Below are 13,173 nucleotides of genomic sequence, written 5' to 3'. Positions count from 1 at the left end.
CCGCGTTCCGGCCGCCCCTGGCCACCGCCGCGGCCCCGGTCCGGCACCGCCGGGCGGTGGAGGGATGAGCGGGCCCCCGGCCGACGGCCGGGTCGCGATCGACCGGCAGCACCCGGAGCTGTACCGGGCGCAGGTCGAGGTCGCCAAAGCCGTCCGCCGAGCCGCCCGGGAGGCGGGGCTGGACCGGACCCTGGTCGAACTCGTCAACATCCGCGCGTCCCAGATCAACGGCTGCGCGTCCTGTCTCGACGTCCATGTGCGGGCCGCGCTCAGGGGAGGCGAGTCGTCCCAGCGCATCGCCGTCCTGCCGGCCTGGCGCGACACGGACCTGTTCACCCCCGAGGAACGCGCCGCACTGGTCCTGACGGAGAGCCTCACCACCCTTCCCGATCCCCGCATCCAGGATCAGGACCACGCCGAAGCGGCCCGGCACCTCACGCCGGAGCAACGCTCGGCGGTGACCTGGATCGTGATCACCATCAACGCCTTCAACCGGGTGTCGATCGCCAGTCGCCACCCCGTGCATGAACGGGGGGCCGTGAGCCCGCCCGCAGTCAGTCCGCACAACCCCTAGAAAGGGCACGCATGACCTCCAGCGTCCGCCTCGATCCAGACCAGCGCCTCCTCGAGAGCTCCTGGCGGCGCCCGTGACGGAGGTGACAGAGCGCCGTCAACACAAGACCCAGACCTCGGCCAAGCGGCGCATGCTGGGGGCCCAGCTGGCGGGCCGGGCACGCAACTTCCTGACGACCGAGGCGGGCAGTGTCGGCCTGCTGCTGGCCGCCGTCGTGATCGCCCTGGTCTGGGCGAACTCACCCTGGTCCGACGCGTACACCTCGCTGTGGTCGACGGAGGCGTCCATCTCCGTCGGCAGCGCCGACCTGTCCATGAACCTGGGCCACTGGGTCAGTGACGGCCTGATGGCGGTGTTCTTCTTCGTCATCGGCCTGGAGGTCCGCTACGAGGTCTCCGTCGGTGTGCTGAACAGCCGCCGGCGCATCATCATCCCCGCCATGGCGGGCATCGGCGGCATGCTGATCCCCGTCCTGCTGTACCTGGCCGTCTCCCCCGGCGGCGAGGCCGCCAAGGGCTGGGGCATCGTCATCGGCACGGACACCGCCTTCATGCTGGGCGCGCTCGCCATCGTCGGACCGCGGTTGTCCACCCAGCTCCGCGTCTTCCTGCTGGCCATCACCGTCATCGACGACATCGTGGCCGTCACCGTCATCGGCTTCGTCTACTCCGGGTCGGTGAGCTACGCACCGCTGCTCCTCGCGCTCGCCCTCTGCGTGCTCCTGGCGAGCCTGACCCGGCTGGGGGTCTGGCGCGCGGCACCGTACGTGATCGTCGTGCTCGTTCTGTGGGTGGCCACCTACGAGGGCGGCCTGCACGCCTCCATCGCGGGCATGATCGGCGGTCTGCTCATCCCCGCCCAGGCGCCCGCGCGTCACGCGGTGGAACGGGCGGCCAAGCTGTTCCGCGCCTTCCGGCAGTCGCCGCGGGCCGATGTGGGCATGACGGCCCGACGGGGCCTCAAGCAGGCCGTCTCGGTCAACGAGCGTCTGCAGACCGTGCTGCACCCCTGGAGCAGCTACTTCATCGTCCCGGTGTTCGCGCTCGCCAGCGCGGGCGTGGACCTGCGGGACGGTGTCCTGGCCGACGCCCTGTCGTCCTGGGTCACCTGGGCGGTCGTCATCGGTCTGGTGCTCGGCAAGCTGCTGGGCGTCAGCGGCGGTGCGCTGCTGGGCACCCGGCTGGGACTCGGCAGCCTGCCGCGCGGTGTCGGCGAGGGCCAGGTGATGGGCGGCGGAGTCCTCTCCGGCATCGGCTTCACCGTCTCCCTGCTGATCGCCCAGCTGGCCTTCGCCGACAACGAGGACCTGCGCGCCCAGGCCACGGTGGGCATCCTGCTCGCGGCCGTCTTCGCCACCCTCCTCGGGTGGGTGGCGTTCCGGCTCGCCGCGGTCCTGCGCGGAGAGACGGAGGCCGACCTGCCGCGCTTCCTGGACACGCCCGTCGACCCGGAGAGGGACCACATCTCCGGCCCGGTGGACGCTCCGCTGACCCTGGTCGAGTACGGCGACTACGAGTGCCCGTTCTGCGCGCACGCCACCGGTGTGCTGCAGGAGCTGCGGGACCGGTTCGGCGACCGCCTGCGGTACGTCTACCGGCACCTCCCGCTGCCCGACGTGCACGAACACTCGGAGCTCGCCGCCCGGGCGGCCGTCGCCGCGGACAAGCAGGGACGCTTCTGGGACATGCACGACCTGCTGTTCGCGCACCGGGAGCACCTGGAGTTCGACGACGTCGTCGGGTACGCGGGCGACCTGGGCCTGGACATCGAGCAGTTCCTGGACGACCTCGACGACGAGCAGACGGCCGAGCGGGTGCGCCAGGACGTCGCCAGCGCGGAGGCCAGCGGGGCCACCGGCGCGCCGACGTTCTTCATCGGCAACCGCCGGCACACCGGGCCGTACGACGCGGCGACGCTGGCCCGGGAACTGGAGGCGTCCGACACCGGAGCGGTCACCTCGTGACCCCCTCCGGTTAGCCGGGGCGGGTCACCGGCGACGGGCCCGGCCGGGCGTGGGCATCCTGTCTCACGTCTGGCCGGGCCCCACGCCTCCCTGGAGGTGTTCCAGGTCGGAGGGGCGCACCTGGATGGCCACGACGGCGATCAATGCGGCGAGCACGGCGAAGATCGCCGCCGTGACGAAGGCGGCCGAGACCCCGGCGGTGAGCACCTCGTCGGACCAGGGCGGCGGCAGCTCCCCGGTGCGCCGGAAGCGCAGCTGCTCCGCCGGGTCGGCCTGCTGGAGGAAGCGCGGGATCTGGCGCTCGGCCTCGTTGGTGCTGGCGGTGCTGGACATGGTGACCAGGATGGACAGGCCCAGCGAGCCGCCCACCTGTTGCGTGGCGTTGAGCAGACCGGAGGCCGCGCCGGTCTCGGCGGTGCGGACGTTGGACAGCGCCATCAGCGTCAGCGAGACGAAGTTCATGCCCATGCCGAGGCTGAAGACCAGCATCGGCCCCAGGACGCTGCCCGCGTAGGTCGAGTGGACGTCGGTCAGCGTCAGCCAGCCCAGGCCCGCCGCCGCCAGCACACCGCCCCCGACCATGAACGGTTTGGGCCCGTACACGGGCAGGAACCGGGAGGTCAGGCCGGCGCCGACGGCGATGACGGCGCTCACCGGCAGGAAGGCGACCCCGGCCTGCAGGGGGCTGAAGCCGAGCACGTTCTGCACGAACAGGGTCAGGAAGAAGAACATCCCGAACATCGCCGCGGCCAGGCACAGCATGATGCCGTAGGTGCCCGCGCGGTTGCGGTCGGCGAACATGTGCAGCGGCGTGATCGGCTGCCGGGACCGCTTCTCCACCATGATGTACAGCACGAGCAGGACGACCGCCGCGGCGAACGACGCCAGGGTCAGCGGGTCCCGCCAGCCGTCCTGGGCGGCCCGGATGAAGCCGTAGACCAGCAGCACCATGCCGGCGGTGGAGGTGAACGCGCCGGTGAGGTCGAAGCGGCCGGGGTGGCGTTCGGACTCCCTGATCCAGCGGGGGGCGGCGAGCGCGATGAGCACGCCGATGGGGACGTTGACGAACAGCACCCACCGCCAGTTCAGCCACTCGACGAGGATGCCGCCGGCCAGCAGTCCGATGGCCCCGCCGCCCGCCGACACGGCGGCGAACACCCCGAAGGCGCGGTTGCGTTCCGGTCCTTCGCGGAACGTCGTGCTGATCAGGGCGAGGGACGTCGGGGAGGCGATGGCGCCGCCGACGCCCTGCAGGGCCCGCGCGGCGAGCAACTGCCAGGGCTGCTGCGCGAGTCCGCCCAGCAGCGAGGCCAGCACGAAGAGCAGCACACCGGTGATGAACACGCGCCGCCGGCCGAGGATGTCCCCGGCCCGTCCGCCGAGCAGGAGGAGCCCGCCGAAGGTGAGCGTATAGGCGCTGACCACCCACGACAGGCTGGTGGTGGAGAAGGCCAGCGAGGTCTGGATGTGCGGGAGCGCGATGTTCACGATGGTGATGTCCAGCACCACCATCAGCTGGCACGAGGCGATGACCAGCAGGGCCATCGCACTTCCGCCGCCGCCCGTGCGCCGGGCGGTGGTCTCCGCGGAGGCCGACTGCGAACCCTTGGTCACGTCGGGCCCCCCTTTCGTGAACCCACCCGACGACGGTACGCCCGGCACCCGTCGGTCACCACTCGAACGGGCGTACCGCACGAAGGTTCCGTGAAGGTCCCGGAAGGTGGATTGTTGAAGTTTCACGCATTAGGTAGGGTCGGCAACGCTTGAAGGTTCAAGTGAACCGTTTCCCTGCTCGTCCCGTCCCCGAAGGGCCCCCACACGATGACGTCCACGCTCGACCGCACCCGCACCCCGGCCCCCGCCGGCACCCCTGCCGCCGCCGCGCACCCCTACGACACGGGCCTGCTGGTCCTGCGGCTGGCCCTCGGGCTGACCATGGCCGCGCACGGCGCCCAGAAGCTGTTCGGCTGGTTCGGCGGCGGCGGGCTCGAGGGCACCGGCCAGTTCTTCGCGATGAGCGGCTACCCGGCGGGGGAGACCATGGCGCTGATCGCCGGTCTCACGGAGACCCTCGGCGGGCTCGCGCTCGCCGTGGGCCTGCTCACCCCGCTCGCCGGCGCCGCCGTGCTCGGCACCATGATCAATGCCATGGCCGTGAAGTGGGGCGGCGGCTTCTTCGCCCCCGACGGCGTCGAGTTCGAGCTGCTGCTGGCCGCGGGTGCCGCCGCACTGACCCTCACCGGACCCGGCCGCTACGCGGTCGACCGCCTCCTGCCGGGCCTGAGGTCCCACGGCCTGCTGCGCGGTGCCGCCGCCGTCCTGCTGGGCGTCGTGGCCGCCGGAGCGGTGCTGCTCGTCCGCGGCTGACCCGCCGCCCCCCGCGAGCGCCCCGCCCCCTCGCACCGAGCGGCGGCCGGGGCGCTCACGCGTTCACCGGTCCCTCGGCCACCCCGTGTAGCCCTCCGCGAGGTACGCGGAGCCGGCGGCCGAGCCGGTCAGCGCGGCCAGTTCGGCCTCCTGCCGCCGGACGTCGAAGGGTGTCGCGCCGGGCGGGGTGTGCAGCATCGTGGTCATCCGGTACGAGAAGTACTGGGCCCGCCACACCCCGCGCAGCGCGCGCTCGCTGTAGGCGGCGAGCGGGGCGGGGTCCCGCTGTGCGACGGCCCGTTCGAGTTCCCCGGCGAGGAGGCGGGCGTCGGCGAGCGCGAGGTTCAGGCCCTTCGCGCCGGTCGGCGGGACCGTGTGCGCGGCGTCACCGGCCAGCACCAGCCGGCCGTGGTGCATCGGCTCCTGCACGAAGCTGCGGAAGGGCAGCACGGACCTGGCGGTGACCGGCCCCTCCCGGAGCCGGTGGCCGTTGGCGCCGACCCGGGCCTGCAGCTCCGCCCAGATCCGGTCGTCGGACCATGCGGCGGCGTCCTCGGCCGGGTCGCACTGGAAGTACATGCGCTGCACCGTGTCGGTACGGCGGCTGATCAGCGCGAAACCGCGCGGGGAGTGGTTGTAGACGAGCTCCGGGGAGCTGGGCGGGGCCTCGGTGAGGATCCCGAACCAGGCGTAGGGGTAGGTCCGGGAGAACTGCGCGCGGCGCGCCTCGGGGACCTGACGGCGGCACAGGCTGTGCGAGCCGTCGGCGCCGACGAGGAAGTCGGCCCGGACGGCGTGCCGGGTGCCGTCCGCGTCGGTGAACCGCATGACCGGCGCGTGCGTCAGGAGGTCGTCGACCGACACGTCACGGACGCCGAACCGGACGTCCCCGCCGTCCCGGGCCCGGGCGTCGGCCAGGTCGGCGAAGACGTCGGTCTGCGGGTAGAGCCGGGTGGAGGCGCCCACCAGGTGCCGGAAGTCGATGCGGTGGCTGTCCCCGCCGAAGGCCAGGACGATGCCGTCGTGGCGCTCGCCCTCGCGGTGCACGCGGTCAGAGACGCCACTGTCGGCGAGGAGGTCGACGGAGCGCTGTTCCAGGATGCCGGCGCGGGGCGTGTGCTCGATCTCGCGACGGGTGCGCAGGTCGACGGCGACGGACTCGATCCCGGCGCGGGCCAGCAGATGGCAGAGCATGAGCCCGGCGGGACCTGCCCCGACCACGGCGATCTGCGTACGGCTGTGGACGACCGGTGCGGAGGAGGCGGACGAGGTGAAGGCCATGGGCCGCATTGTCCGGCCCGCCGCCCCGCCTCCGCGACCACTTCGGACACCTCCCGCCGGACCCGCCTCCGGAGACCGGGGAGGCCGCCCAGCTCCTCAGGCGGGCCCGGCCGGCAGCGGGTACGGCCGGGCGGGTTCATGCCCCGGGTCACCGACGGGTACGCGGAAGCGCTCGGCGCCCGCACCGCGCGGCCGGCACTCACGGGGTGAGCGGGCCGGCGGGCGGGCGCCGGGAGGGGCGGGGCGGGGGTCAGCCGAGGGGTGCCGCCGGCTCGGCCTCCACGACGGTGCCGGGGCCCGCCTCCTCGGCCAGGCGCTCCATGCCGCTGGTCGTCTTCAGCGGCTTCTCCTTCAGGAACAGGACGGTGAGCAGCGCCAGCAGGGCGCACGGGGTGGCGACCAGGAACAGCTCCGCGGTGGCCGTGCCGTAGGCGTGCTCGACGATCTCGCGGATCGGCGCGGGCAGGGTCTTCACGTCGGGGACGCTGGAGTCGCCGCCGGAGGCCCGGTCCACGGGGACGCCCGCGTCGGTCAGCCCCTTGGTGATCTCACTGGCGACCCGGTTGGCCAGGATGGCGCCGAGGACACTGGTGCCGATGGTGCCGCCCATGCTGCGGAAGAAGGACAGCACGGAGGTGGCGGCGCCCAGTTCACTGGCGGGGACGTCGTTCTGCGCCGCCAGCACGAGGTTCTGCATCAGCATGCCGACGCCGATGCCGAGGACCGCCATGTAGACGCTGAGCAGGGTGAAGGAGGTGCCCGCGTCGATGGTGGCCAGCAGGCCGAGCCCGGCGCTCATGACGACCGCACCCGCGACCAGGTAGCGCTTCCAGACACCGGTGCGGCTGATGACCTGTCCGGCGACGGTGGACGACACCAGCAGACCGAGGATCATCGGCAGGCTCATCAGGCCGGCCACGGTGGGCGACTTGCCCAGGGACACCTGGAAGTACTGCGACAGGAAGACGGTGCCGCCGAACATCGCCACACCGACCAGCAGGCTGGCGACGGTGGTGAGCGTGACGGTGCGGTTGCGGAAGATCGACAGCGGGATCACCGGCTCGGGCGCCCGGGACTCGACGAACACGGCGGCACCCAGCAGCACGACGCCGGCCCCGGTGAGGGCGGCGGTCTGCCAGGAGACCCAGTCGAAGTCGTTGCCGGCCAGCGACACCCAGATGAGCAGCGCGCTGACGCCCGCGACGATCAGGAAGGCACCCAGGAAGTCGATCTTCGCCTCGCGCCGGATCGTGGGCAGCCGCAGGGTGCGCTGGAGCAGCACGATGGCGAGGAGGGCGAACGGCACACCGATGAAGAAGCACCAGCGCCAGCCGAGCCAGGAGGTGTCCACCAGCACACCGCCGACCAGCGGTCCGGCCACGGTGCCGACGGCGAACACGGCACCGAAGATGCCGGCGTACTTGCCCAGCTCGCGCGGCGGGATGATCGCGGCCATGACGACCTGGGCGAGGGCGGTGAGACCACCGGCGCCGATGCCCTGGATCACGCGGCTGAGGATCAGCAGCTCGATGCCGGTCGAGAAGCCCGCGAGGAGCGAACCGACCACGAACAGGCCCAGCGAGAGCTGGAGCAGCAGCTTCTTGTCGAACAGGTCGGACAGCTTGCCCCAGAGCGGGACGGTCGCCGTCATGGCCAGCAGCTCCGAGGTGACGACCCACGTGTAGGCGGACTGGCTGGCGTTCAGGTCGGTGATGATCGTGGGCAGGGCGTTGGCCACCACGGTGCCCGCGAGGATCGCCACGAACATGCCGGCCATCAGCCCGGACATGGCCTGGAGTATCTGCCGGCGGGACATGGGGGCGGGTGGCGCCGACAAGGGGGCCTCTGGTGCGGTCACGACATCTCTCTCAACGGTCGGTGGTGCAGCGGAAGAAGGAAGACAGGAGGGCCGGGAAGGCCGGAAGGCAGAGGGGGAGGGGCCGGAGGGCGTCCGGAGCCGGGCGGGGCCCGGTGGATGCCGCCCGGAGGACGGACGACCGCCCCGGGGGCCGGTGGTCCGTCGCGCCGCGGTTACCGCGGAGGTGCCGGGAGCCCCGCGGCCAGCAGGGCGAACACTTCGCGGAAGACGTCGGCGAAGGTGCGTTCGTCCTGCCGGAACGACCAGTGCTCGACGCTCACCCGGACCGCCGCCCCCGCCACCGCCGCCAGCAGCCGCGGATACAGCTCCAGCGCCCGGCGTCGCTCGGCCTCGTCCGCGTCGCTCCCGGGCGTGGCCGGCGCGGCACCCGCGTCCCCGCGGGGTTCGGGCGCCGGTGAGGGGACCGGCGCGGTGTCGGCGCCCGCGGCCGCCGGAGCACGGAGCCGCAGCCCGATCACCTCGGCGACGGCCGTCTCGTCGGCCATGTGGGCGATGAGGCTGCGCACCAGCAGGTGCGGGGAGGTGCGCAGCACGGCGGCGTGCAGGGTCCACAGTTCGTGCTGCCGTTCCGCCTCGGCGAGCTCGACGGCGAGCGCGTCGCGCAGGACGTCCAGCGGCGGCTGATCGGCGGGAGCCTCCAGCACGGCCTTGCGGACCCGGCCGGCCACGTCCGCGTCGATGACGACGAACGCGTCGTCCCGCGAGGTGAAGTAGTTGAAGAAGGTCCGCACGGACACACCCGCTGCCGCGCTGATCGCCTCGACGGTGACGTTGTCCGCCCCGTGCTCGGCGGCCAGGCGCACCGCGGCCTCCGTGAGCGCGGCGCGGGTGGCCCGCTTCTTGCGCTCGCGCAGCCCGCCGCCGGCGGCTTCCGTCCCCGTCATGGGTTGCATGCTATGCAAACATGCATGCCCTGCAAAATTGTCCCCCGTGTCGTCCTCGTCACGCCCGGAGCCCCGGCCGGCTCCCCTCGTCCCGGGTCATTCACCCAGGGCGGGGGCCAGGGCCCGGCGCAGATCGGCCGGCTCCCGGAAGAGCGTGCCCGTCATGCCCAGCGCGCGGGCCGCCTCGACGTTCTCCGCCCGGTCGTCCACGAACAGGCACCGCCGCGCCGGCACGGCCGCCCGCTCCACCGCGATCGCGTAGATCGCCGGGTCCGGCTTGGCCACCCCCACCTGGGCACTGCCCACCACGTGGTGCGCGAGGTCCGCCAGGCCCAGCGCCGCGAGGTCGCTGTCCAGTCGCAGCGTCGCGTTGGTCACCAGGACCAGCGGCATCAGCGCCCGTATCCGCCGCAGCAGCGCCACCACCGCCTCGTCGGCGTGGAACGGGGCGTGGGCGAAGGCCGCCGCGAGCTCCCGGGCCCGTGGCTCCGGGACCCGGCCCTCCAGCCCGCGCACGATGGACGCCTCCCACTCCGCCGTGCCGATCCGGCCGAGCAGCAGGGGCAGATCCACCTCCGGCGCGTACGCCACCCCGGCCGTCGTCCCCTCCGCCAGCCCGGCCGAGCGTTCCAGCGCGGCCACGCGGCTCATGTCGTAGGAGCGGATCACGTTGTCGAGGTCGCACAGCACCGCGTCGAACGGCCGGGCCTCGGCAGGGGGAACGATCATGTAATCCGGATAGCACGTCCGACCGGGCCTCCACCCCGGGAGCCGGGCATCGATATCGAGTTGCGCCGTGCGCCGGCGCGCACGCAGGATGACCGGTCGTGACCTCGAAGCTCTCCGCGGTGCTCCCGGATCTCTCACCCTGGCGTTCCTCGCGCGACTTCCGCCTGCTGTGGGTGCAGGGACTGATCACGTACTTCGGCAGCTTCATGGCCCTGGTCGCCCTGCCGCTGCAGATCAAGGAGCTGACCGGCTCGCCGCTCGCGGTGGGTGTCATGGGCGCGGTCGAACTGGTGCCGCTGGTGGTCTTCGGTCTGTACGGCGGGGCACTCGCGGACGCCGTGGACCGGGGCCGGGTCATCCTGCTCACCGAGGCCGGACTCGGACTGCTGGCGGTGATCCTGCTGGTCAACGCCATGCTGCCGGAGCCGATGCTGTGGCCGCTGTACGTCGTGGCGGCCGGTGTCGCCGCTCTCGCCGGACTGCAACGGCCCGCCCTGGACTCCCTGCTGGCCCGGATCGTGCCGCACGACCAGCTTCCGGCGGCGGCCGCGCTGAACGCCCTGCGCTGGCAGACCGGGGCGATCGCCGGACCCGCGGTGGCGGGTCTGGTCGTCGCCTACGCCGGCAACGCGTACGCCTACGCCACGACGGTGGTCTGCTTCGCCGTCTCGGTGGTGCTCTGCCTGCGGCTCTCGCCCGCCCCGCCCGCCGAGAACGCCGACAAGCCGTCCCTGCGCGGCATCGCCGAGGGCGCCCGCTACGCGTGGTCGCGGCCGGTGCTGCTGGGCACCTACGCGGTGGACCTGGCGGCGATGTTCTTCGCCTTCCCGAACGCCATCTTCCCGTTCCTCGCCGACGAACTGGACGCCGACTGGTCGCTCGGACTGATGTACGCGGCCGGATCGGTCGGCTCCGTGCTGGTGAGCCTGACCAGCGGCTGGGTGTCCCGGGTGCGCCGGCACGGCCTGCTGGTGGTGTGCGGCGCGGCCGGCTGGGGGGCGGCCATCGCGGCGGCGGGCCTGCTGACCGACATCTGGCTGGTCCTGGTGTGCCTGGCCGTCGCGGGTGCCGGGGACATGCTCAGCGGCCTGGGCCGCTCGACCATCTGGAACCAGACCGTCCCCGACGAACTGCGCGGCCGTCTGGCGGGCATCGAGGTCCTGTCGTACAGCGTCGGCCCCCAGCTCGGCCAGGTGCGGGCGGGCGCGATGGCCGGCTGGACCGGCACCCGCCCGGCGTTCTGGACGGGCGGCCTCGCCTGCGTCGCCTCGGTCGGCCTGCTCGCCGCCGTCCTGCCCCGGCTGGTGACCTACGACGCGCAGACCGACGAGGACGCGCTGCGGCGACGCGCCGCCCACCTGGTCGCGTCCGGCGGACCGGGTGCGACGGACGCCGCGACCGGGGGGTCCGGACCCGCCGGGGAGGGTCCCGCCACCGCCGACCGCCTCCCCAAGGTCTGAGCGGCGCCCCCGCGCCCGGGGCGGGAGGGTCAGCCCCGGCGCGCAGCGAGGACCGCCGTGCTGTCCGGCGCGGTGAGCACCTCGGTGGCGTCCAGCTCCGGATGCGTGAGGTAGAACAGGCGCAGTTCGTCCACCTCGCCCTCGAAGCGCGGCGGCCAGTCCGGTGAGGGCGTGAAGTCGTCGAGGATCAGGATGCCGCCGGGCGCCAGCAGTTCGACCACCCGACGCGGGTCGTCGCGCTTGCCCCCGCCGTCGCAGAAGAACACGTCGAAGGGGCCGTGCCGCTCCAGCAGCCGCCAGTCCCCGTGCAGGACGCGGACGCGGTCGTCGTCGGCGAAGACACCGGCCGCCCCGCGGGCCAGTTCCGGATCCCGCTCCACGGTCACCAGGCGTGCCCCCGCACCCAGACCGCTGTGCAGCCAGGCCGTGCCCACCCCCGTACCCGTACCGCTCTCCGCGACGACCCCGGCGGGCTTCGCGGCGGCGGCCAGCCGCAGCAGACGGCCCACCTGCGGGATGCAGCTCTTGATGAAACCGGCCTCGGCGGCGCACCGCTCCGCCTCCGCCACCCGGGGCGGAACGCCCCGCTGCGCCAAGGTCACGTCGTGTTCCCCCTTCTGGAGACCGCGATGCTACCGGCCGGCGGGCCGGTCCGGAGCGGATGTCCCGCGCTCACCCGGCGGCTGCCGGACGGTACCGGGCGGCGCCGAACGTCCGTACGACCCGGCCCGCGCGGGCGGACCCCTTCCCGGGCGCCCCGTCCACGCCGACGGCGGCCGGGACCGCGCCCCGTGGCCGGCCCCGTGAGGTCGCAGAGGCCACGGATGTGGCGGAGACTGGGGCCGGGCCGCACCGTCAGCACGGACATCGCGAGGAACGCGGAATGCGCATGGTTCGCCGGGATCCGACGGAGGAGCGGAGGCGGAGGCTCCGCTGGCTGCCCGCCGCGATCATCCTCAGCGCTTTCGTGATCGACGTCGCCACCCGGGGAGAGCTCAACACCTTCCCGGCCCTCGCCGCGGCCGCGGTGGTGGCCGCGCCCCTCCTCTCCCTGCCCGGCACGATCATCACCGGAGTGATGGCGAACCTGGTGGGCCTCGCCCTGGTGTACGTGGAGCGGGAGCCCAGCCGGGACGACGTCGCCCCGTTCACCAGCCTGGTCCTGCTCACCGTCATCGCGGCGTTCCTCAACGTCATCCTGGCCCGGGACCGGCGGCAGCTGGCCACCAGCCGTGAGGTGGCCGCGGCCGTCCAGCGGGCGGTGCTGCCGGACCCGCCCCGGCGCGTGGGCCGTCTCACGGTCGCCTCCCGCTACGAGGTCGCGCACGAGGAGGCCGCGATCGGCGGCGACCTCTTCTCGATCCACCACACCTCGTACGGCATTCGCATGCTCATCGCCGACGTGCGCGGCAAGGGCCTGGAGTCGATCCGCACGGTCAACGCACTGATCGGCTCGTTCCGCGAGGCCAGTCACCACCAGCCGGACCTGCCGGGCGTCGTCCGCCAGCTGGAGGAACGGATGCAGGGGATCGTCGCGGAGGCGACCGGGGCGGAGGCCGAGACGTTCGCCACCGCCGTCGTGGCGGAGCTCCCGCCCGACTACTCGGAGCTGCGCGTCTTCAACCGGGGCCACGAGGCGCCCCTGCTGGTCCACGAGGGCAAGGCGGTGTCCCTGGAACCGTCCACCCCGGCGCTGCCCCTCGGCCTGGGTCTGGGCTTGGGCCTGGGCCTGCTCGGCACCGACGACATCGAGGTCGACCGGTTCGACCTGCCCGTGGGCGGCACGCTGGTGCTGTTCACCGACGGCATCGACGAGGCCCGGGACGCGAACGGTGCCTTCTTCGACCCCGCACTCGCCCTGTCCGGGGACCTGCCGGCCGATCCGGAAGCGATCCTCGACACCCTCCTGGCCGCCGTCTCCCGCCACACCGGCGGCACCCTGCAGGACGACGCCGCGGTGTTCGCCGTCACCCTGGGCGCCGGCCGGCCCGCCCCCGGCGCCGACGGTCACCGGCCGGCCCCCGCCCGCGCACAGC

At 73.3% G+C, this 13,173-nt stretch carries 11 protein-coding genes; 5 read left to right on the top strand and 6 right to left on the bottom strand.

The genetic code is table 11. The annotated features are described in order from the left end of the window. Positions 1 to 64: 64 nt before the first annotated feature. Positions 65 to 574 carry a carboxymuconolactone decarboxylase family protein gene (locus G3I53_RS13765; protein ID WP_164332691.1) on the top strand — a complete coding sequence of 170 codons (510 nt, stop codon included), beginning with the start codon at positions 65 to 67 and terminating at the stop codon, positions 572 to 574. Between the two features lie 130 nt (positions 575 to 704). Further along, the gene (nhaA, locus tag G3I53_RS13760; RefSeq protein ID WP_164332693.1) at positions 705 to 2,537 is read left to right on the top strand and encodes a Na+/H+ antiporter NhaA; all 1,833 of its coding nucleotides are present in this window, start codon (positions 705 to 707) and stop codon (positions 2,535 to 2,537) included. 63 nt (positions 2,538 to 2,600) lie between these two features. Here nhaA and G3I53_RS13755 read toward each other — a convergent pair whose 3' ends face one another. Continuing rightward, positions 2,601 to 4,082, bottom strand: coding sequence for an MFS transporter (locus G3I53_RS13755; RefSeq protein WP_164332692.1), 1,482 nt, complete (start codon positions 4,080 to 4,082; stop codon positions 2,601 to 2,603). 276 nt (positions 4,083 to 4,358) lie between these two features. Between G3I53_RS13755 and G3I53_RS13750 the strand changes: the two genes are divergently transcribed. After that, entirely contained in the window at positions 4,359 to 4,904 is a 546-nt protein-coding gene (locus G3I53_RS13750; protein ID WP_164332690.1) for a DoxX family protein, read from the top strand. Positions 4,905 to 4,967: 63 nt separating this feature from the next. Here the strand turns inward: G3I53_RS13750 and G3I53_RS13745 are convergent, their stop codons facing one another. From G3I53_RS13745 to G3I53_RS13730, 4 genes are all read right to left on the bottom strand, one after another. Beyond that, on the bottom strand, positions 4,968 to 6,185 hold the full coding sequence (locus tag G3I53_RS13745; protein WP_164332435.1) for a 4-hydroxybenzoate 3-monooxygenase: 1,218 nt from the start codon (positions 6,183 to 6,185) through the stop codon (positions 4,968 to 4,970). Positions 6,186 to 6,435: 250 nt separating this feature from the next. Next, the gene (locus G3I53_RS13740; RefSeq protein ID WP_203591410.1) at positions 6,436 to 8,001 is read right to left on the bottom strand and encodes an MDR family MFS transporter; all 1,566 of its coding nucleotides are present in this window, start codon (positions 7,999 to 8,001) and stop codon (positions 6,436 to 6,438) included. A gap of 215 nt (positions 8,002 to 8,216) precedes the next feature. Then, on the bottom strand, positions 8,217 to 8,957 hold the full coding sequence (locus G3I53_RS13735; protein ID WP_164438384.1) for a TetR/AcrR family transcriptional regulator: 741 nt from the start codon (positions 8,955 to 8,957) through the stop codon (positions 8,217 to 8,219). Between the two features lie 87 nt (positions 8,958 to 9,044). After that, positions 9,045 to 9,677, bottom strand: a complete 633-nt coding sequence (locus G3I53_RS13730; protein WP_164338580.1) for an HAD-IA family hydrolase — start codon at positions 9,675 to 9,677, stop codon at positions 9,045 to 9,047. Positions 9,678 to 9,775: 98 nt separating this feature from the next. Between G3I53_RS13730 and G3I53_RS13725 the strand changes: the two genes are divergently transcribed. Then, the gene (locus tag G3I53_RS13725; protein WP_164438383.1) at positions 9,776 to 11,137 is read left to right on the top strand and encodes an MFS transporter; all 1,362 of its coding nucleotides are present in this window, start codon (positions 9,776 to 9,778) and stop codon (positions 11,135 to 11,137) included. A 29-nt stretch (positions 11,138 to 11,166) separates the two neighbouring features. Here G3I53_RS13725 and G3I53_RS13720 read toward each other — a convergent pair whose 3' ends face one another. Continuing rightward, entirely contained in the window at positions 11,167 to 11,739 is a 573-nt protein-coding gene (locus G3I53_RS13720) for a class I SAM-dependent methyltransferase (RefSeq protein ID WP_164338300.1), read from the bottom strand. A 281-nt stretch (positions 11,740 to 12,020) separates the two neighbouring features. Here G3I53_RS13720 and G3I53_RS13715 point away from each other — a divergent pair. Further along, the coding region (locus G3I53_RS13715) for a PP2C family protein-serine/threonine phosphatase (RefSeq protein ID WP_164438382.1) at positions 12,021 to 13,173 on the top strand (1,153 nt) is incomplete at its 3' end.

Origin of the sequence: Streptomyces sp. SID14436 (assembly GCF_010548465.1) — a bacterium.
GTDB lineage: Bacteria > Actinomycetota > Actinomycetes > Streptomycetales > Streptomycetaceae > Streptomyces.
This window is presented reverse-complemented; position numbering and strand designations above follow the sequence as displayed.